This window comes from Saccharibacillus endophyticus (assembly GCF_013185185.1).
GTDB lineage: Bacteria > Bacillota > Bacilli > Paenibacillales > Paenibacillaceae > Saccharibacillus > Saccharibacillus endophyticus.
In genome coordinates this window covers 82,396-104,522 of sequence record NZ_JAAZWE010000009.1, presented here as the reverse complement: position 1 = coordinate 104,522, position 22,127 = coordinate 82,396, and the positions used below count along the sequence as shown (strand labels likewise).

The window sequence follows — 22,127 nt, the reverse complement described above, 5'->3', positions numbered from 1 at the left end:
ATGAAAAAAACACAAAAACTCAAACAAATGCTTACCAGCCCGGAACTCGATTTCATCATGGAAGCCCATAACGGAATATCGGCCAAGATTGTGGAGGAAACGGGCTTTCAAGGGATTTGGGGTAGCGGTCTAACCATCTCCGCCTCCCTCGGCGTACGCGACAACAACGAAGCCTCGTGGACGCAGGTGTTGGACGTCATGGAATATATGAGCGACGCCAGCAGTCTTCCTATTTTGCTGGACGGCGATACCGGGTACGGAAACTTCAACAACATGCGCAGATTGGTGAAAAAGCTTGAACAGCGCGGCGTTGCGGGCGTTTGTATCGAGGATAAGCTTTTCCCGAAAACAAACTCGTTCATCTCCGGCGAAACGCAGCCGTTAGCGGATATCGACGAATTTTGCGGCAAAATCCAAGCGGCCAAAGAAACGCAGAGCGACGAAGATTTTTGCGTAGTCGCCAGGCTGGAATCGTTCATCGCCGGTTGGGGCTTAGACGAAGCGCTTCGCCGAGGCGAAGCTTACCGCAAAGCCGGCGCCGATGCCATTCTTGTTCATAGCAAAAAAGCCGACAGCTCGGATATTGAAGCATTCATGAAAGAATGGGGGAATCGGCACCCGGTAGTGATTGTGCCGACTAAGTACTATTCCACCCCCACGGATCGTTTCCGGGAAATGGGCATTAACATGGTCATTTGGGCGAATCATACGATGCGCTCAGCGATTCAATCGATGCAGCAGACGGTTCAACAGATTTACAAAGACCAATCGTTGATCAACGTCGAAGGAAAAGTAACGACTGTGTCCGAAATTTTTAGATTGCAAGGAGCGGACGAACTTAAAGAAGCGGAAAAGCGTTATCTGCCGACTTCGGGAAAACAGGTTAACGCAATCATTTTAGCGGCCAGCCAAGGCAACCTCGGCGAACTCACGCGGGACATTCCTAAAACCATGCTTAAAATCAACGGCAAACCGCTTTTAAGCATGCAAGTGGACGATTTGAATAAAGTCGGTATCAAAAATATTTCGGTCGTGCGAGGATTTGCGAAAGATCGTATCGATCTTGGCAATATACGGCCTATCGATAATGAGCTTTTCGCTTCCACCAAAGAACTAAGTTCGTTGTATCTTGCCAAAGATCAATTGGGAAAAGGCACGACGGTTATTAGTTACGGAGATATCGTCTACAAAAACTATATTTTAAATGATCTTCTTAACGATAATAACAATATTACGATCATTGTGGATGCCGATTCCGAAATGAGCGAAGCTGCGCCCGATATCGTGGTTACGGACAAGCCTTATTCGCGTAACCTATACTCCAATACCGCCAAGCTCCTTAGCGCAAGAAATATCAAAGACGGCCAACCTGCCAATGGCGAATTCGTTGGATTATGGAAAGTTTCGCAAGAGGGAGCCGTTTCGGTGCAAAAGGCTTTGGAAACATTGGCCCAGGAGGCCGGATTTGATACGTTTACGCTCGTTGACCTGTTCAACGAGTTGGCAAAAACGGAAACAATCGCGGTCAAATTTGTCAAAGGCGATTGGCTTGATGTCGATTCCATCGTCGATTTGCAAAAAGCGGGTGAATTATTGTGATCGATACGCGAGCTTTCGGTAACGCGATGAAGGAACGAGGGTTTGATTTTTATACGGGAGTACCTTGTTCTTTTTTGAAAGACTTAATCAACTACGCGATTAACGAGTGCGATTATGTCGGTGCAGTTAATGAGGGAGATGCGGTAGCCATCGCGGGAGGCGCTCAGCTTGGAGGCAGGAAATCTGTCGTGCTGATGCAGAATTCCGGATTGACCAACGCTGTATCGCCGCTAACTTCTTTGAATTATTGCTTCAAATTGCCTGTGCTCGGCTTTGTTAGTTTACGCGGAGAACCCGGGCTTTCGGATGAGCCGCAGCATGAATTGATGGGGCAAATTACGACGCAATTGCTTGAGTTGATGCAAGTGGAATGGGCTTTTTTGTCCGATGATATCGAGCAGGCCGAAATCCAACTCGAACAAGCCGATCAAGTCATTGCCTCGGATCGTCCTTTCTTTTTCGTTGTAAAAAAAGGAACATTCAATAAAGAAGCTTTGCGAAGCAGCGAAGTGCCGTTACGTCCGAACCGGGTTGAAGTAGAACGCAACGAAAACAACGAACAATCGCGGCTTACCCGCTATGAAGCGTTAGGTATTTTGAACGCTAACAAAGATTCGCGAACGGTTCATTTGGCGACAACCGGATTTACCGGAAGAGAATTGTATGAAGTCGAAGACTCGGAGCAAAATCTTTATATGGTCGGATCAATGGGATGCATCAGTCCTTTGGGTCTGGGGGTATCGTTAAGCTGTCCGGAAAAGAAAGTCGTTGCGATCGACGGAGACGGCGCGCTTTTGATGCGAATGGGGAATCTGGCAACAACGGGGCAGTACGGTCCGACGAATTTGCTTCATATCCTTTTAGATAATCATGTACATGATTCCACAGGAGGGCAGGGAACCGTTTCTGCGGGCGTTGATTTTGCGACTGTGGCCGCAGCTTGCGGATACGAGCGCGTTCAATGCGTATTCGACGCGGCGCAATTCAAGAAGGCTCTGAAGCAGTGGCATTCTGATCCGAAGCTAACCTTTGTTTATCTGCCGATATTGAAAGGCGCCAAAGAAGACCTGAGCCGTCCAAAGGTCAAACCCCGCGAAGTCAAAGAACGCTTGATGGTCTTTATTAATGGCTGACTGGAAAGAAATTTGGTCGCGCCAGCGTACGATTCCGGAAGAGAAACCTGATCTTGAATTTCTGATTGAAGCGGACGGCTTCAACTCGGGCGCGGGCAAGATCGGGATCTCGGCTTGGAAGAACTATACGGCGCATATATCCGAAATTGCTGACATCCGTCCAAAAGATGCTTTATTCGAAGTCGGTAGCGGAAGCGGAGCTTTTCTGTATGATTTCTATCGAAAAGGACATCGTGTCGGAGGAATCGATTATTCGCCTTCTCTGATCGAATTAGCCGATTTCGTTATGCCGGGCATGGACTTTCAAGTTCAAGAAGCGATCGGATTAACACCGGAACCATCTTTTGATGTCGTTGTGGCCAATAGCGTTTTTCAATATTTTCCTTCGTACGAATACGCGGCTGAAGTAATTTTGGATATGTATCGGAAATCGGAGCGAATCGTAGCTTTGCTTGACTTGAACGATATCCGTTACGCCGAAGAAGCTTTGCGAATTCGAAAAGGGGCGCTTTCGGATGGAGAATACGAAAAAAAGTATTCAGGGCTGGATCATCTTTTTTACGATCGGGATTTTGTTTCCGATGTGTTGAAAGGCAAAAATGCAACGATACGGGTATTCGACCAACAGATCGAAAATTATGGCAACAACAAATTCCGATTTAATGTGGTGATCGAAAAATGGTGAAAACAGCGGTTATATTAGCGGCGGGGCTAGGTAGCAGGTTGAAAGAACGCACTGTCGACAAGCCTAAAGGCTTTGTGGAAATCGGAGGAGTTCCGATCGTCGAACGATCGGTTCGGCAGCTTATAGAAAGCGGCGTCGAACGTATCGTGATCGGAACCGGTTATCGACATGAGGCATATGACGATCTGGCAAAACGATATAAAGAGCTCGTTTGCGTTCTCAATGATCGTTACGCGGATAGCGGAAGCATGGAAACTTTATATAGGCTTAAGCATGAGCTGAAAGAAGATTTTTTGCTATTAGAATCGGACCTGCTTTATGATCCGGCTTGCTTGGGCAATTTAATCGCGGATCCGAGACCGGATATCATTCTAGGCAGCGGAAAAACCGATTCGGGCGACGAGGTTTATATCGAATCGAACAATAAAGGTTTTGTGCAAAATATGTCCAAGAAAGCGCAAGAACTTCATAGTTTGGATGCCGAATTAGTCGGGATTTGCAAAATTTCGTTAGATACGTATCAAATGATGTGCAGTTTGGCCGAAGCCGAAATGAAAAACACACCGAAGTGGGATTATGAATACGCAATCGTGGCAGCGGGAAAACGAAAGGCTATTCCTGTTAAAAAAATCGAACGGCTTGCTTGGTGCGAAATTGATACCGAAGAGCATTTGCGACGCGCGGAAGAACACATTTATCCCCGTATCGAGGGTAAGCAAATCACAGCAAAACTTTCTGTTGAACGCAATATTTTGCTGAATCCGGGTCCTGCCACGACGACGGATAGCGTGAAATGGGCGCAGGTCGTCCCGGATATTTGTCCACGGGAGCGCTCGTTCGGGAAATTGATGGAATGGATTTCGGAACAGCTTACGCTTTTTGTGGCGCCAAAGGATCGGTATGAGACGGTTCTGTTCGGGGGATCAGGTACAGCCGCGGTCGAATCTGTCATTACTTCTGTTGTTGGCGAAGGCAAGCTTTTAATCATTAGCAATGGGGCTTATGGAGAACGTATGGCAGAGATTGCAAATGTATATGAAGTCGACCATGAAGTTTTGACAAGTCCGCCCATAAGTCCTTTATCTATAGAATCAATAGAAGACGCCATTCGAAGCAGTAAAAGTAAAATCACTCATGTTGCCGTCGTGCACAATGAGACCACAAGCGGAATCCTAAATGATATCCAAGCAGTTGCCGAATTGTGCGAAACGTATAAGGTGGATCTAATCGTCGATGCGATGAGCTCATACGGCGCGATTCCGATCGATATGCAAGCAAGCGGCATTTCTTATGTGATTGCAAGTTCGAATAAGAACCTGCAAGGAATGGCAGGGATCGGGTTCGTAATAGCCGAACGAGAAAAGCTTCTGGCGCTTCAAAATCATAAACCTAGATCGTATTACCTGGATCTGTACAAACAATACGAGTATTTGAAAAGAACGCATCAACTTCGCTTCACGCCGCCGGTTCAAACGCTTTATGCGCTGGAACAAGCAATTATCGAAACCCAGATCGAAGGAATCGAACAACGATATCGCCGATACTCGGAGTCTTGGCAAACCTTGATCGACGGTTTGAAAGAGTTGAACTTGGAATGTCTTGTGCCGCTCGAATATCATTCCAAAATTATAACGGCGATTAAAGAACCTGAACATGAAAATTATGATTTTGAAGAAATGCACGATTTTCTTTATGAGCGTGGCATCACAATTTATCCTGGAAAGATAGGAAAAACCGCTTCATTCCGTATTGCGAACATCGGAGCTATCACTAAAAAAGATATGGAAAGATTTTTGGGAATCATGAAAGAGTATTTAGATAGGTTGTAAAAAGAGCATCGAAAACACTTGAACCTTAAGCCCGAAATTTATTGTTTCGGTTTTTCAAAAGTCGGTTAAATGTAATTTAGGTCTATAATCTCTTAATTCCGTTCCTGAATTTTTTCGTTATTATTTTGGAATATAATTGAATGTAATCATTTTATATTCCAATTGACATCGAAGAAAAACGGCGGTATATTCGAGTAGTGGACCACACATTTTTATCTGATAATGAAGGGAATGTTCGTGCATGCAAGGTAAAGTAAAATGGTTTAACGCAGAAAAAGGTTACGGTTTCATCGAAACGGAAGAAGGCGGCGACGTTTTCGTTCACTTCTCGGCGATTCAAATCGAAGGATTCAAAACGCTGGAAGAAGGACAATCCGTTGAGTTTGATATCGTTGAAGGCGCTCGCGGACCGCAAGCTTCCAACGTTACTCCTCTGTAAGCCGTCGCAGCCGTATACCTGACCTACATAGATGATTAGCTTTAATGATTTATGATGGTTGGAGACTACACATGCCTCAGCCGGAAGACCTCACTCTGAGTGAGGTCTTTTTCTATGCGCAAAAGATGGATGTCAAGCTGAATAAGTAGTACATGAACAATAGTCTCATACCCTTTATAACCATATAAAGTAATATATTATATTAAATACAAGGTTCATTCGTTTTCGAAACGTTTAAGCACAAAGTAGTGTATTTTATGAGCCTTTTAGCCCAGTGTATCGACGGACAGTCTGCAAGATATGCTTTTTGAGGAATGATTCGGAGAGGGGAACATCTAGTGCGAAACAACAGAATGGGTAAGGGCTTTATACTTATCATGGCTATTTTGCTTACGGTACATACTTTTTTCGGGGGATTCATAGCTTCAACTTACGCGGCCGAAGCAACGCCTGCGTCTAGTGGGCAATCGTCGGACGGCGCGCAAGCCCAGTCCGATAATGCACCCGTCCAAAATGAGTCTACGAGCTCGGATTCAGCCGCTTCTGCCGATTCCGGCCAACCTTCCGTAACAAACGCCGATGCGGAAAGCAATGCAAATCCGGTGCCTTCGCCAAGCTCGTCTGACGAGGTTCCGGCTTCCGAAGACACGCAGCCGGCGCAAGAGCAGGCAGACGAATCGACCGAAGTCCAAACGCAGGAAGAGTCGGCTTCGCCGGACGAAGCAACCGAAACGGTTGATTCGGAAGCCGACCTTGAAGCAGCAGAGAAAGCCGACGCCGAGGAAACCGAACAGGCGGCCCAAGCACCCGTGCCTGTATCGGAAAACATTTTAAACGCGGTCACGTTGACCGACGATGCCGGACAGCCGATCGTTTCGGACGACCCGGATCGTTTCTTTAACGGAGAAAACGCGATCAGCCTGAACTACGCGTGGGCGCTCGAAAACGGCCATCCGTACACGGCAGGTTCCGTGTTCGAATTCGATGTTCCGTCGCAGTTCCGCATTTATACGCCGATTTCCGATGCGCCGTTGATCGTGAGCGGAGAAGACGGCAGCGGGGAGTCCGCCGGATCGTTCTCGGTCACGACCGACGGTCATGTTACGGTCACGTTCAGCGAGTTTATCGAATCGCACTCCGACGTTGCCGGAACGCTGACGATTCGTACCGAATTGACGCGCGAAGTGGTACAAGACAGCACGCAGGTCAAACTGACGTTCCCGATCACGAGCGGAGAACAGGCTTTCGTCCTATATCTCAAACCGGAAGCGGGATTGACCCTTTCCAAAAAAGGAACCGCCGATAATGCCGCAGGCGTCATTCGTTGGTCCGTCGATCTCAATACGTCGGAACAAACGCTGCGCGGAGTCAAATTGAAAGACGCGATTCCCGACGGTCTTGCGCTCGAAGCGGAATCCATCACGGTAACCAAATTGACGAAAGCCGCGGACGGAATGTTCGAAAAAGGCGAGGCTGCCGATCCGGCAAGCTACACGCTCAATACCGCTTCCGGCGAACTAGAGCTTGACTTCGGTTCCGGCGAGCTGACCGGAGCCTACCGCGTCGACTATTCGACCAAGCTTCAAGCCGGAAAGGCGACGTCGTTCAAAAACACGGCCGTATTGTCCGCGCAAAGCCGTCAGGATGCTTCCGCTTCCGCTACGGTCACCGTTCAGCGCGGCTTGCAGATGGACAAAAAGGTCGCCGCTTACGATGACAAAAATCAGACGATCGATTGGGAAATTCGCTATAACTACGGCGATGCCATTTTGATTCCCGCCGATCAAGCTCTTCTCGAAGACCGCTTCACGAGCGGGCAAAGCCTGATCGAAAACACGTTCCAAGTCTACAAAGGGTCCGAACTGCTTGTTCGCGATCGGGATTATACCCTGAAGATCGTGCCGGAATCCGGCGGACTGAGAGGCTTTAATCTTCAATTCCTGCAGGATGTGAACGCGGAGCATAATATCAAGTACAGCACCAAGGCCGCTATTGCGGTATACGCGAAAGACCGGATCACCAACACCGTGACGAGCGGCGGGATCAAAGCGTCGGCTTCGCAGGTACTGGAGCGCAATCTATTCGTGAAAACGAATAAAGGCGCCGATTTCAAAAAACGCGTGACTTCGTGGCAGATCGCGATCAACACCGACCGTTTCGATATGCGCGATGTGATGATGAAAGACACGTTCCCGGAAGGCGGCCTTGAATTCCAGGAAAGCACGCTGGTCATCAAACGGGAAAACGGATCCGCGCTTGTGCGCGATGTCGATTACACGCTGACGACCGATAACGGAATCCGTTCCGGATTCGAAATCAAGTTCACCAACGCCGTTACGCAGCGTTACGTGATCACGTACGACACGCGTTACGAAGTGGATTGGAAAAAGAATCAAAAAGAAAAAAGTTTTTTGAACAGCTCGCAGCTCGACTTTACGCATGAAGGCAAACCGCGCGTCAAAACGTCCAGCGCCCGTTTTTGGCCGGATGACCTGACGGTGGCGAACGGCGCGAAAAGCGGCGTTTACGATCCGTCCACCAAAGAAATCACGTGGACGATCAAAGCCAACTACAATCAAAAACGCGTCGACGATGCCGCGATCGTCGATCGCTTGACGCAAGGCCAGCGTTACGTGGAAGGTTCGTTGGAAGTCAACGACATGAACCTGACCGGAACATGGTTGGGAGCCCGCAAAGGTGCTTCCGTCGATCCTTCGCGTTACTCTGCTTCTTATCCTGACGCAGACAACGGGAACGAGTTGAAGATCGCGTTCCCGAACGGCATCGAATCCGCTTATTGGATCACGTTCAAAACGACGCTCAAAGGCAGCGTGATCGAAGGGACGAACGTGACCAACCAAGCGGTATTGACCGGTAACGGTCAAACCGTGAACACGTGGGACGCCAGCGTGAACATTCCCGGCGGCGGCACCTACGCGGCCAAAGAAGGCGTGCAGCAGGCCGACCGCATTCTTTGGACGATCAAATTGAATCAAGGTCAATCGTACGTGGAAAATGCGCGAATCGTCGATACGCATTCGGGCAGCCAGTTCCTGGACGATCAGACGTTCCGTCTGTACCGCCTTGTTTCTTCGTCCGACGGGAAATCGACCCGGGGCGAAGAACTGAAGCGCGATGTCGATTACACGCTGGATATCATGTCCGGCGACAGCGAACAATTCGAATTGAAATTCGCGAAGCCGATCGAATCGGCTTACGAGCTGGAGTACCAGACCGTTATTCGCGCGAATGACCGCGAAAAATTGTCCAACAGCGTTCGTTTCGAAGGAGACGGCGTGAAAAAAGGAACCGTCGACTCCACCCGTGAAATCATCGTGCGCACCACTTCCGGTTCGGGTACGGGAGGCGGCGTGACGGGAGCGCTCGAAGTGACGAAAACCGATGCGGCCGACGCCGCAATCAAACTTCCGGGAGCCGTATTCGTTCTGCAGGATTCGGCAGGCCGCAGAGCCCCGATCACCCGTACGACGGACGAAAAAGGACAAATCGTATTCGGTAACCTGCTGTACGGTTCGTACACTTTGACGGAAACGAAAGCGCCGGAAGGGTATAAACTCGGCGACGAAGGTCCGGCGACGATCGTGATCGGAACCAAGACGCTTGCGGAAAACAACGGACGCGTAAAAACGACTGTTGAGAACGAAAAGCTTCCGAACGTTCCGACAACGCCGCCGACAGAGCCGGGTACGCCGACGACACCGCCGACGGAACCGGGTACGCCAACGACACCGCCGACGGAGCCAGGTACGCCAACGACACCACCGACAGAGCCGGGTACGCTAACGCCGCCGCCGACGGAGCCGCCTGTCGTGCAAGTGCCTGATGAAAACATTCCGCAAGGACCGACCGAGCCGCCGACTCAGCCTGTTACGCCGACGGTACCGCCGACGGACAATACGCCGCAGCAGCCTCAGCCGACCGAACCGGGAATCGAAGTTCCGGACGAAAACACGCCGCAGGGGCCGCCTGAAGTGCCGGCTCAACCGGTTTCGCCGGAACAGCCCGCGACGCCTTCGGAAAATCCCGAAGTGCCGGTACCGGTCGATCCGATCCCGCAGGGCGTTCCGCCCGTCGTTCCGGGCGAACCGGAATTCTACGTGCCGGACGGCGACGTTCCGCAAGGCACGCCTCCCGTCGTGCCGGGAACGGTGGTTCCGGGAACGGTAGTGCCGAATAACGAGGCCGACGTTCCGCAAGACGTTCCTATGCTGCCTCAGACGGGCGAAGAAAGCAAACTGCCTTATCTGTTTGCCGGAATCGGACTTATCTTGTTCGGTTTGGTACTCAGACGCAGAGCTTCGATGAAAAATCGTTAAAACCTCATGAATTCCCGACCTTGCTTTGGATTCCGATTCCGGATCGAAAGCAAGGTTTTTTCTTTATCGAACACCTTCAAAACGCTGTGCCGAAGTCGGAACGCACGAATCGTCATCGCCGCCCGGCCTGACGGAAAAGAAAGTTCGCGAATCGATTCCGTTCGTATCGGAGCCTGACGAACAATCAGAAGCCCGAAGCTTGTTTTGAACCGTTTGAGGGTAATCGACCCTTCAAGAAAGCCAGTTATTTAACAATAGGCGTTTGCCCTTCTTCCTTTTCGGTTAATTGAATCTAACAACGATTTTCGGCCAGGCGATCCGCGCCCGGAAAAATCGTTTTACACAAAACGTTAACACCGTTTTTACTCGGCGTTAACGCTGTGTTATAATGGTGACATAAGGAGGAGTGCCCTATGGATTTTGCGATTCGAGGACAACACATTGAGGTTACTGACGCTCTGAAAGATTATATCGACAAGAGACTCAGCCGACTTGAAAAGTATTTCGATATTCCCCCGGCTACGGAGGGTAACGTCACGCTGAGCGTGACTCGAGGTATTCACAAGGTCGAGGTGACGATCCCTCTTCCGGGAGGCGTGTTCCTTCGCGCGGAAGATCGGAGCGACGATATGTATACGTCGATCGACTCGGTACTTTCGAAGCTGGAGCGCCAAATTCGTAAGCACAAAACCAAAATGAACCGCAGATTCCGTCAAGACGAAAGCCTTAAGGGACTTTTCGTGGACGAAGGCGCCAATGCTTCCGTTTCTCCATCCACGGATGAGGAAGAGGACGAACTCCAAGTCGTGCGCAACAAGCGTTTCCTGCTGAAACCGATGGACGTCGAAGAAGCGATCCTGCAAATGAACATGATCGGCCACAACTTCTTCGTATTTTCGAACATCGAATCCGAAACGGTTAACGTCGTATATCGTCGCAACGACGGCAAATACGGCCTGATCGAGCAGGAATAAGGACTCGCTTTCACAAAAAAATCATGAATTTTGAAGAAAAAGAGTCTTATCCGCACCGGATAAGGCTCTTTCTGCGTATATAATATGTTGAGAAGTTTTACGGATCCTTGCTGGGCGGGCTCTTACGCGGTTGCCCGTGTCCGCTCAAGCTGGTACAATTTAGGCAAACCATCCGTTTTGCACGAAAGGGGCACAACATGTTAGGACTTGTCAAAAAAATCTTCGGGGATATGAACGAACGTGACGTCAAAAAGTTCATGCGTACCGTCGACATCATCAATAAAATGGAACCCGATTTCGAAAAACTCACGGACGAGCAGCTTAAAAATAAAACGGTCGAATTCCGCGAGCGTTTAGCCAAGGGAGAATCGATTGACAGCCTGTTGCCGGAAGCTTTCGCAACGACGCGCGAAGCGTCCAAGCGAACGCTCGGCAAACGCCATTACGACGTTCAGTTGGTCGGCGGCATCGCTCTGCATAACGGCCGAATCGCGGAAATGAAAACCGGCGAAGGCAAGACGCTGGTCGGAACCCTTCCGGTTTATTTGAATGCACTCGCGGGCCAAGGCGTGCACGTCGTTACCGTCAACGATTACCTGGCTCAGCGCGACAGCGAAGAGATGGCTCAAGTCTATAACTTCCTGGGGATGACCGTAGGTCTGAACCTGAGCGGCATGGAGCATGCGCAAAAGCAAGAAGCTTACGGCTGCGACATCACGTACGGAACGAACAACGAGTACGGCTTCGACTATCTGCGCGACAACATGGTGTTGTACAAAGAGCAGATGGTTCAACGTCCGCTCTATTTCTGCATCATCGACGAAGTAGACTCCATTCTCGTCGACGAAGCGCGTACGCCGCTGATCATCTCCGGGCAAGCGCAAAAATCGACGGAACTGTATTTCCTCGCGGACCGCTTCGTGAAGCGTCTGCAGGCGGAAGAGGATTACACGGTCGATATCAAGGTCAAATCCGTATCGCTGTCCGATAAAGGCGCCGCGAAAGCGGAACGCGATTTCGGCATCGACAACCTGTACGACCAGAAGCATGTCATGCTCAATCACCACATCGTTCAAGCGCTGAAAGCCAACGTCATCATGCGCCGCGACGTCGACTATGTGGTCGTTGAAGACGAAGTCGTCATCGTCGACGAATTCACGGGCCGCCTGATGGCGGGACGCCGCTACAGCGACGGTCTGCACCAAGCGATCGAAGCGAAGGAAGGCATCACGGTTCAAAACGAAAGCATGACGCTTGCGACGATCACGTTCCAAAACTACTTCCGCATGTACCGCAAGCTGGCCGGCATGACCGGTACGGCAAAGACGGAGGAAGAAGAATTCAAAAAGATCTACGGACTTGAAGTTCTTCAAGTTCCGACAAACCGTCCGAACCAACGCATCGATGCGCCGGACGTTGTGTATAAGAGCGTAGCCAGCAAATTCCGCGCCGTCGTGGCCGAGATCGAAGAACGTCATGCCAAAAACCAACCGATCCTGGTCGGTACGGTATCGATCGAGAACTCCGAAGTGCTGTCGGAAATGCTCAAGAAAAAAGGCATTCGTCACCAGGTGTTGAACGCCAAGTATCACGCCGAAGAAGCCGAGATCATTTCGAGCGCCGGGCAAGCCGGTTCCGTCACGATCGCGACCAACATGGCGGGACGCGGTACCGACATCGTATTGGGCGAAGGCGTGCATGACGTCGGCGGCCTGCATATCATCGGTACCGAGCGTCACGAATCGCGCCGGATCGATAACCAGCTGCGCGGCCGTGCCGGACGTCAAGGCGATCCGGGTTCCACGCAGTTTTACCTGTCGCTCGGCGACGAGTTGATGAAGCGTTTCGGCGCGGACAACGTGCTGAACATGATGGAGCGTCTGGGCTTCGAAGAAGACCAACCGATCGAAAGCCGCATGATCACGCGTGCCGTCGAATCGGCGCAAAAGCGCGTCGAAGGCAACAACTTCGATACGCGCAAAGTTGTTCTCCAATACGATGACGTGATGAACCAACAGCGCGGCGTCATCTACAAACAGCGTATGGAGCTGCTTGAAGCCGACAACGTGAAGCAGATCGTGCTCGATATGATCCGCGGCACCATCGAACGGATCGTCGAAGCGCATACGGGCGACGATATCCCGGAAAACTGGGAGCTTCAAGAAGTGGCGGACTACATTAACGCCAAGCTGCTTGAAGAAGGCGAGATCACCCGCGACGAACTGTGGGGCAAAGAAGCTTCCGAAATCACGGAATATCTGTACGATAAAGTTCAACAGCGTTACGACGAGCGCGAAGCTTCGCTTGGCGAAGCCATGGTTCGCGAATTCGAGAAAGTTATCGCGCTGCGCGCGGTTGACCGCAAATGGATGGACCACATCGATGCGATGGATCAACTGCGTCAAGGTATCCACCTGCGCGCTTACGGCGGTACGGACCCTCTGCGCGAGTACCAATTCGAAGGTTATGAAATGTTCAACCAGATGATCGCCAGCATTCAGGAAGAGGTTGCGACGTATATCATGAAAGCACGCGTCGAATCCAACCAGCAGCGCGAAGCGGTTATCGACGAGAAGAAGATCAGCACGAACAGCCCGACGCCGGATAAAAAAGCTTCCCGCAAAGAGCGCCGCGCTCAACGTTAACATTGCGGTAAACGGATTTCGAAGATAGTCAAGCAACGGCCCGGTTCCAGGAGGCGACTTCCGGGATCGGGCCGCAGGGCTGTCTAAGACGCTAAAAAGGAAGACGATTTACGTTTTCCCATACTATAGAAGAGGTGACGATACATGATCGATCCGTCAGTGAAGCAGGATCTGCGCGAAATGGCGCAGAAATTAACCAACCTTAGGGGGTCTCTTTGACTTAGATCTGAAGCAAGAACTGATCTCCAACTTCGAAGAGAAAATGTCCGCGCCGGATTTCTGGGACGATAACGATAAAGCGCAAGCCGTGATCGCAGAGATGAACGCCGTCAAAGGATCGGTCGACCAATATGCGAAGCTGCAGCAGGATTACGACGATGCCGCGCTGATGGCCGAACTGGCCGATGAGGAAGAAGACCAGGATATGGCTAACGAAGTCGCGGGAAGCATCGAAGATCTCGTTAAACGGGTCGGCGAATTCGAACTGCAGCTGCTGCTCAGCGAACCTTACGATAAACTTAACGCGATCCTGGAGCTGCACCCGGGCGCAGGCGGTACCGAGTCGCAGGACTGGGGAGAAATGCTGTTTCGCATGTATAGACGGTGGGCGGAAAAACGCGGCTTCAAGGTGGAAACGCTCGATTATCTGCCGGGCGACGAAGCGGGCATCAAAAGCGTTACGCTGCTGATCAAAGGATACAACGCCTACGGCTATCTCAAAGCGGAAAAAGGCGTACACCGTCTGGTTCGCATCTCGCCGTTCGATTCTTCGGGCAGACGGCATACGTCGTTCGTGTCTTGCGACGTCGTGCCGGAAATCGACGATACGATCGAGATCGATATTCGCACGGAAGACCTGAAGATCGACACGTACCGCGCAAGCGGCGCCGGCGGTCAGCATATCAATACGACCGACTCGGCGATCCGGATTACCCACCTTCCGACCGGAATCGTGGTTACCTGTCAGAACGAACGCTCGCAGATCAAAAACCGCGCGCAAGCCATGACCATGCTGCGTTCCAAGCTGTATGAGCGCAAGATCGAAGAGCAAAAGCAGGAACTGGCCGAGATTCGCGGCGAGCAGTCCGAGATCGGTTGGGGCAGCCAAATCCGTTCGTACGTGTTCCACCCGTACAACATGGTCAAAGACCATCGTACAGCGCATGAAACCGGCAATATCGGCGCGGTGATGGACGGCGATCTGGACGGATTCGTCGATGCTTATCTGCGCAGCCAACTGAAGATCGAAACGGAGTAAACGCGAACCATGAAAACAAGTAAAGGCGGCAGAAAGCCGCTGGTCCCGATCGACGGTGCCAAACGCAACGCGTTGGATGCCGCGCTTATTATCGCAGGGGCTTTTATCACGGCAATCGCGTTTAATCTATTCCTATTGCCTAACCAGATCGCGTCGGGCGGCGTGTCGGGCTTGTCGATCATTATCAAAGAATGGTTCGGCTTCGAGCCGGCTTTTACCCAATGGATATTCAATATTCCGTTGTTTGTTGCAGGCGTCATTTTTTTGGGCAAAAAATACGGGGCGCGCACATTGATCGGCACCATTTGTTTACCTTTGTTCATCTACGTCACGCGCGATTGGCCGATCTCGACCACGAATCCGCTGCTCGGAGCGCTATACGGCGGTATCGGGGTCGGATTGGGTCTTGGACTTGTCTTTCGCGGGCGCGGATCAACGGGAGGATTGTCCATCGTGGCGCAGCTGCTGCAAAAATTCAGCGGGCTTGGCTTATCGCTCTGCGTTATGCTGGTCGACGGTTCGGTCATCATGCTGGCAGGCTTTACCCTGTCGCTAGAAAATGCGCTGTACGCGTTGATCGGCCTTTATGTTACCGGAAAAGTGATCGACGCCGTAGAAATGGGTCTCGGTTATACGAAAGTGGCCTATATCATTACGGATAAGCGCGAAGAGCTCACGCAGGTCATTCTCAAAGATCTCGACCGCGGTCTGACCGAGTTGACGGGCAAAGGCGGCTATACGGGCGAATCTCGCCCTGTCTTGATGGTCGTCATCGGGCAGAGCGAAACGAGTCGGTTGAAAACGTTGGTTCGCTCCGTCGATCCCGAGGCTTTTGTCGTGATCAGCAACGCGCAGGAAGTGTTGGGCAAAGGGTTTAAGATTCAGATGTGATCTTTCGTAAAAAAAGAAAGCCGCTTTTCAGGTCGTTAGATCTGAAAAGCGGCTTTTTTGATCATGAAAAAAGTGCAGCGTCAATCAAGACGGGTTCTCGTTCTGTAATCCTTCCACGTCACTCAGACTCAAGCCCGTTAAGCGCGCGATTTGCACGGTGCTCATACCTTCTTTCAGCAGATTACGCGCGATTTTCAAACTAGCGGCAGCTTCTCCTTCAAGGCGTCCTTCAACACGTCCTTCAGCGAGCCCTTCCGCCATCCCGTCTTCCAGACCTTTTCGCCGCATTTCATAATACTCATCGCGAAGTGCTTTTGTCAGATTCGAAATCATGGTATCTACTCCTTTCGGATCTTCGTATTCGTCGAGAATATGACCGATTTTTTCTGTTTCTTTGGGATTCGTCATTTTGAACCAGGACTTGAACAGTTGAAATAGTTCAGGGTTCAGGTTTTTCAACATTTGGCTCGACTTCCTCAACCGATTGGTAAAAGGCACCGCTCCCGGGTTTTGCTCAACGAGAAAAATCAGCCCGATTAAATTGCCCATTTCCTCCAACTGTTGCGCATCCAGTCTTTTCACATCCAGGAGCACATAACGAAAATTGAGCAATTCTGCACCAAAATGGTGTTCGCCCTCCATCATTTCCCGAAAAGAACGAACCGCTGTCCATTTTGCGTTGCCATTATATAAAACGATCGGAACAACGGCAGGAAGTTTATGGTTTTTTCGGCGCTTCTCCGACTGTAGCGTGTTGTTCTGTACATCCCGCCAAATCTCCGTCATATACGTTAATAACCGATGCGGCATTTGGAAATCGACCCTGGATTGAAACTCCAGCAGTACATAAAAGTAAAACTCTTGTCCGTTCAATTGCGCTTTATAAACGAGGTCAGCTTCTTTTTCTTTATAATCGCTCAAAACATAGGACTTGTCGACCCTGATTAAGTCGTCAGTACCCAATTTTTTCGTCCAATCTCCCGGAACAAAATGATGAAGTAAAGTTGCGAACATTGCCCGATTAGATAGCAATGTTTTGTAAGCTTTATCGTAGGGATGGTGAAATTCATTTTTTCGATCTGGTGGCATGTCTCGATCTTCCTTTCTATAATTAGATGTTCGATAGAAGATCGCGCCTAAGTCGGATGTGCGCCGTGTCTTTTCCTTATATAAGTAGTATAAGCTTTATGAATATAAAAAGGAACGTTTGTTCCTGTTTTAAAATCAAAAATATAGAGAAAAGATTGTCGCTTAGCGCGGGTTCATTTAATCTTTTTGCCCGGAGGGGTTAAAGATTAAATGGACCTATCACACAGAATGTGAACTTTTCCCGGAGAGGTTGTATTTATATGATGTCGAACGTATAATAATACATATTATTTTGAAAACATGCACGGAATCATACGAAAAAAACGGTGCGGATGGAGGTTAGGAAGCATGGACAACGGGACAATCAAAGCAGCAATCGTCGGCGCGACCGGCTATGGAGGAGCAGAACTGATTCGTTTGCTTCAAGCGCATCCTCAAGTGGAGGTTAGCTGCGTGTTATCTTCATCGAATAGCGGTACGCCTTTGAGCGCAAGTTTCCCTCATTTGACGGACATTATCGAACTGGAGCTCACGGCTATCGAACCTGCGGTAATCAAGGAGAAGGCCGATGTCGTCTTCCTCGCCACCCCGGCCGGAGTCAGCTCCGAACTGACACCGAAGCTGCTGGAGCAGGGCTTGAAAGTCATCGACTTATCGGGCGATCTTCGTCTGAAGGACGGAGCCGTTTACGAGAAGTGGTACAAGCGCGCCCCGGCGTCGCCGGACATTTTGGAAAAAGCCGTTTACGGACTGAGCGACGTGTACGGGGATTCCGTAGCCGGGCAGTCGGTCATCTCCAATCCGGGCTGCTTCCCGACGGCGACGCTGCTGGGCTTGATTCCGGCGGTGAAGGAAGGGTGGATCGATCCGGCAACATTGATCATCGATGCCAAAACCGGCGTGTCCGGCGCGGGACGCGGAGTCGGGCTCGGCACGCATTACAGCGAAGTCAACGAGAGCGTGAAAGCTTACAAAGTGAACGCGCATCAGCATATTCCGGAAATCGAGCAGGTGCTGAGCGAAACGGCAGGCAGCGAGGTCGTCGTTACGTTTACTACCCACTTGATCCCGATGACGCGCGGCATCCTCAGTACGATGTATGCATCGGTAAACGGATCGAAAAGCACGCAGGACTTTATCGATTTGTATCGAAGCTTCTATAAAGACAGACCGTTCGTGCGTATCCGGGAAAACGGCATTCTGCCGGCGACCAAAGAAGTCTCGGGCTCGAACTATTGCGATATCGGTTTTTCCGCGGATGAGCGGACGGGGCGCGTAACCGTCGTGTCGGCAATCGATAACATGGTCAAAGGCGCAGCCGGACAAGCGATTCAAAACCTCAACTTGGCGATGGGCTGGGACGAGGCGACCGGTTTGAACTTTATTCCGATGTATCCTTGATATTCGAAAATATAGCGATTATATAGCGAAAGGCGGAAGCGTCTCATGGCAGTTCCTTCTTATACCGTCGTCGAAGGCGGTTCGATCATCACCCCGCGCGGTTTCCAAGCGGCAGGTCTGCATTGCGGGCTGAAAAAAACGGAAAGAAACGATATCGGCGCTATTGTGTGCGAGGTGCCTGCGGCTGCGGCCGCGGTGTACACGACGAATATTTTCCAAGCGGCTCCGCTGCAAACGACGCGCGAAAGCTTGGCGAACGGCGTGCTGCGCGCAGTTATTGTCAACAGCGGGAACGCGAACGCGTGCACGGGCAAACAAGGCGACGCCGACGCTTACGAGATGCGCGCGCTTGCGGCTGAGAGCTTCGGCGTCGACGCAGACGACGTAGCCGTGGCTTCGACGGGCGTTATCGGCGAAAACCTGAAAATGGATCGGGTGCGCGACGGCATTGCCCGACTGTCCGGCGCTTTGCGCAGCGATGCCGACGGCGGCGAGCAGTTCAGCCAATCGATCCTCACGACCGACCTGGTGAAAAAAGAACTATGCGTCACGGTACAGATCGACGGCAAGCCGGTCGTGATCGCGGGCGCTGCCAAAGGATCGGGCATGATCCATCCGAACATGGCAACCATGCTGGCCTTCGTGACCACGGATGCCAAGATCGGCAGCGAGTCGTTACATAAGCTGCTTCGGCGGACGACCGACGACACGTTCAATATGATCACCGTCGACGGCGATACGAGCACCAACGATATGCTGGTCGCGATGGCAAGCGGTTTGTCGGATCAGAAAAAAGAACTGAACGAGCAGCATAAGGACTGGACGGCGTTTGCGGAGGCGTTCGCCGCCGTGTGCGAACATCTGGCCAAAGCGATCTCCCGCGACGGCGAAGGCGCGACGAAGCTGGTCGAAGTGACCGTTACCGGCGCGGACAGCACGGACTCCGCTCGCGCGATCGCGAAGACCGTCATCGGTTCGAGCTTGGTGAAAACGGCCGTGTACGGAGCGGACGCCAACTGGGGACGGATCATCGCGGCGGTAGGCCGTGCGGGCGTCCCTGTTAATCCATACACCGTGGATATCAAACTCGGCGATATCGTCGTGCTGACGGCTTCCCAGCCGGTCAAATTCGACGAAGATATCGCTTTGGAATATTTGAAAGGCGATGACGTGTTGATTACGGTCGAGTTGAATATGGGTTCGGAAAAAGCAACCGCGTGGGGCTGCGACCTGACCTATGACTATGTACGGATCAACGCGGCATACCGGACTTAACGAAAGGGGAAGACACGAATGACTCAAGCAGGCACAAACGAAGTCGGCGGATCTTCCGCTTCGCAAGCCGGAAGCGCCAAAGCATCTTTCGTCATGAAATGCGGCGGCAGTACCTTGGGTGCGCTGCCGGAAGCCTTTTTCACGGATCTGGCCGAGCTGCAAAAAAGCGGCGTTAAACCCGTCATCGTACACGGCGGCGGTCCGGCGATCTCCGAAAATTTGGAGAAGCTCGGCATTCCGACGGAGTTCGTCAACGGACTGCGGCGCACCACCGAAGACGTGCTCGACGTCGTGGAAATGGTCTTGGCCGGCACGATCAACAAACTGATCGTTCGCCGCATCCAATCCGCAGGCGGCAAAGCTCTCGGCCTTTCCGGTTCCGACGGTTCGCTGATCCAAGCCGAACCTGTCCCGAACGCGGCCGAAGTCGGCCTCGTAGGCGACGTGACCCATGTTGAAGCGAGCATCGTCGACGGCATCCTCAATCTCGGCTACATGCCCGTGATCGCGCCTCTCGGCGTCGACGGCAGCGGACAACGCTACAACATCAACGCCGACACCGCGGCCGGAGCCGTCGCGTCGTTCATCGGCGCATCCCGCATGATCGTCGTCACCGACGTGCCGGGCATTCTCAAAACGATCGACGGCGTCAAAACGCCTCTGCCTTCCGTTTCCTTCGCGGAGATCGAAGACATGATCGCAAGCGGCGAAATCTACGGCGGCATGATCCCCAAAGTCCGCGCCGCCATGAAATGCATTCACGGCGAGGTCCAGGAAGTCGTCATCGTAGACGGCAGCGAACCCCGCGTCCTGCCCCGCCTTCTGTCCGGCGAGCAGATCGGAACGGTCATTCGACGATGAGTTTCGACGGGCGGTTTTCGAAGACTGAGTGTTGAAATGATGATTGAAAGACCGTTTCGCATTCGAACGAAAACTGCTCCAATTCATCGTGTTCTCGAGTGTTTTACCGTCGTCGAATCTGTAATCCGGATACAGACTCGACTTCGATACACTCTCGAATACCGTCTGATTTATCCCGACATCCATGAATCCACTTGAAGTCTTACCTAAGAAAGAATCGATATCCAAAATCGATTCTGTATCCCTGCTCTAAAAGCCCGTGAACGACCAAGCGTACCGAGCGGAGGGAGAAGTGCAGTGAAGGAGCGTAAGCGTTCGCCTTTGAACTCGGGGAATTACCTTTTAAATCTAATTCAATTTCCCCGAGTTCAACAAGCGACCGAAACGCACTTCTCCCGCAGCCTCCCACCCACCCCAGGAAGGAGCATACCCATCATGCCGCAAGAAGAGAGTTCACTTTTCCAAACGTACGCCAGAAACCCGTTAGCCCTCGTCAAAGGCGAAGGCAGCTGGCTCTGGGACGACCAGGGCAACAAATACCTCGACTTCATGAGCGGACTTGCCGTCACCAACCTCGGCCACGCGCCGAAGAAAGTATCCGAGAAGCTCAAAGAACAGATCGACACCCTATGGCACACCTCCAACCTGTTCGTGATCCCGAAACAGGAAGAAGCCGCCAAAAAAGTCGCCGAAGTCGCACAGGCCGACGCCGTGTTTTTCTGCAACAGCGGAGCGGAGTCGAACGAAGCCGCGATCAAGCTGGCCCGCCGTTATTTCCAAAAAGTGAAAGGCGAAGAGCGCTACGAGATCATCACGCTCGGCAAATCGTTCCACGGCCGCACGTTGGCGACGCTGACCGCGACCGGACAGGATAAAGTGAAAGAAGGCTTCCTGCCGCTTCCCGCCGGATTCGTGACCGTGCCTCCGCATGATATCCAAGCCATCGAAGACGCGATCAACGAGCGCACCGCCGCGGTCATGATCGAGATGGTGCAGGCCGAAGGCGGCGTATATCCGTTGGAGCAGGAATACGCGCAGCAAATCGAGCAGCTTTGCCGCGACAAAGGCATCCTGCTGATCGTCGACGAAGTGCAAACGGGCATGGGCCGCACGGGTGCTTGGTTCGCGCATCATCGCTACGGCATCAAGCCGGATATTTTCACGGTAGCCAAAGGTATCGCTTCCGGCTTCCCGGCAGGTGCCATGATCGGACGCGAGTATCTCAAAGAAGCGTTCACCGCAGGCAGCCACGCCACGACGTTCGGCGGCACGCCGCTGGCATCGTCCGCGATCATTGCCACAATCGAGACGATGCAGGAAGACAATCTTCCGGCTAGAGCCGCAGAGATCGGCGACAAGCTGATGAACCAACTGCGCGAGCGTCTGAATGGCAATCCGTTCGTGAAGGAAGTGCGCGGACTCGGCTTGCTGATCGGCATCGAATGCGCGGAACCGGTGGCAGATCTGGTCGCGGCCGGACAAAAACGCGGCCTGCTGTTCGTTTCCGCCGGCCCGAACGTAATCCGTTTGCTGCCGAACCTGTACGTGACCGAGGAAGAAGTGAACCAGGCTGTCGACATCGTCGCTTCGATTATCGAAGAGAAAGTACCGACACCCAGTGCTTAAATCTTAAGGAAGAGTCGTCTCAGGCGGCCATAGAGCGTTCGGCGAACCGGACAGTGACTTCCGGCTCGCGGACGCTTCTTTTTTT

At 51.8% G+C, this 22,127-nt stretch carries 15 protein-coding genes; 14 read left to right on the top strand and 1 reads right to left on the bottom strand.

Translation table 11 applies throughout. The annotated features are described in order from the left end of the window. The 10 genes from aepX (at position 1) to HRQ63_RS23985 (ending at position 15,790) form a co-directional block, all read left to right on the top strand. Entirely contained in the window at positions 1 to 1,599 is a 1,599-nt protein-coding gene (gene aepX / locus HRQ63_RS24030) for a phosphoenolpyruvate mutase (RefSeq protein WP_172247686.1), read from the top strand. 26 nt (positions 1,600 to 1,625) lie between these two features. After that, positions 1,626 to 2,732, top strand: coding sequence for a phosphonopyruvate decarboxylase (gene aepY, locus HRQ63_RS24025; protein ID WP_172247707.1), 1,107 nt, complete (start codon positions 1,626 to 1,628; stop codon positions 2,730 to 2,732). Next, positions 2,725 to 3,417: a methyltransferase domain-containing protein gene (locus tag HRQ63_RS24020; RefSeq protein ID WP_172247685.1), complete on the top strand. Its 693-nt coding sequence runs from the start codon at positions 2,725 to 2,727 to the stop codon at positions 3,415 to 3,417. The genes aepY and HRQ63_RS24020 overlap by 8 nt, the downstream gene beginning before the upstream one ends. Further along, a complete protein-coding gene (locus HRQ63_RS24015; protein WP_172247684.1) occupies positions 3,411 to 5,246 on the top strand; it encodes a 2-aminoethylphosphonate aminotransferase in 1,836 nt (611 codons plus the stop codon). Before HRQ63_RS24020 ends, HRQ63_RS24015 begins: the two co-directional genes overlap by 7 nt. Positions 5,247 to 5,487: 241 nt before the next feature. Continuing rightward, positions 5,488 to 5,685 (top strand): cold-shock protein, encoded by a 198-nt coding sequence (locus HRQ63_RS24010; RefSeq protein ID WP_037287260.1) that lies wholly within the window; start codon positions 5,488 to 5,490, stop codon positions 5,683 to 5,685. Positions 5,686 to 6,023: 338 nt separating this feature from the next. Further along, on the top strand, positions 6,024 to 10,022 hold the full coding sequence (locus HRQ63_RS24005) for a collagen binding domain-containing protein (protein WP_172247683.1): 3,999 nt from the start codon (positions 6,024 to 6,026) through the stop codon (positions 10,020 to 10,022). 413 nt (positions 10,023 to 10,435) lie between these two features. Then, a complete protein-coding gene (gene hpf / locus HRQ63_RS24000) occupies positions 10,436 to 10,996 on the top strand; it encodes a ribosome hibernation-promoting factor, HPF/YfiA family (protein WP_172247682.1) in 561 nt (186 codons plus the stop codon). Positions 10,997 to 11,193: 197 nt separating this feature from the next. Then, a complete protein-coding gene (secA, locus tag HRQ63_RS23995; protein ID WP_172247681.1) occupies positions 11,194 to 13,641 on the top strand; it encodes a preprotein translocase subunit SecA in 2,448 nt (815 codons plus the stop codon). A 144-nt stretch (positions 13,642 to 13,785) separates the two neighbouring features. Further along, positions 13,786 to 14,899 (top strand): peptide chain release factor 2 gene (gene prfB / locus HRQ63_RS23990; RefSeq protein ID WP_172247680.1). Its coding sequence is split into 2 segments (ribosomal slippage): positions 13,786 to 13,857 and positions 13,859 to 14,899, totalling 1,113 coding nucleotides; the frame shifts between segments, so codons are not numbered across the junction. 9 nt (positions 14,900 to 14,908) lie between these two features. Further along, positions 14,909 to 15,790, top strand: coding sequence for a YitT family protein (locus HRQ63_RS23985; protein ID WP_172247679.1), 882 nt, complete (start codon positions 14,909 to 14,911; stop codon positions 15,788 to 15,790). 84 nt (positions 15,791 to 15,874) lie between these two features. On the opposite strand, the gene HRQ63_RS25770 is transcribed toward HRQ63_RS23985, so the two are convergent. Continuing rightward, entirely contained in the window at positions 15,875 to 16,879 is a 1,005-nt protein-coding gene (locus HRQ63_RS25770; protein WP_188525559.1) for an Rpn family recombination-promoting nuclease/putative transposase, read from the bottom strand. 348 nt (positions 16,880 to 17,227) lie between these two features. Here HRQ63_RS25770 and argC point away from each other — a divergent pair, with 348 nt between their 5' ends. From argC to HRQ63_RS23960, 4 genes are all read left to right on the top strand, one after another. After that, on the top strand, positions 17,228 to 18,280 hold the full coding sequence (gene argC / locus HRQ63_RS23975) for an N-acetyl-gamma-glutamyl-phosphate reductase (protein ID WP_216674064.1): 1,053 nt from the start codon (positions 17,228 to 17,230) through the stop codon (positions 18,278 to 18,280). A gap of 45 nt (positions 18,281 to 18,325) precedes the next feature. Further along, positions 18,326 to 19,555: a bifunctional ornithine acetyltransferase/N-acetylglutamate synthase gene (argJ, locus tag HRQ63_RS23970; protein WP_172247678.1), complete on the top strand. Its 1,230-nt coding sequence runs from the start codon at positions 18,326 to 18,328 to the stop codon at positions 19,553 to 19,555. An 18-nt stretch (positions 19,556 to 19,573) separates the two neighbouring features. Beyond that, entirely contained in the window at positions 19,574 to 20,416 is an 843-nt protein-coding gene (gene argB, locus HRQ63_RS23965; RefSeq protein ID WP_172247677.1) for an acetylglutamate kinase, read from the top strand. 435 nt (positions 20,417 to 20,851) lie between these two features. Continuing rightward, positions 20,852 to 22,042, top strand: a complete 1,191-nt coding sequence (locus HRQ63_RS23960) for an aspartate aminotransferase family protein (RefSeq protein ID WP_172247676.1) — start codon at positions 20,852 to 20,854, stop codon at positions 22,040 to 22,042. Positions 22,043 to 22,127: the final 85 nt, after the last annotated feature.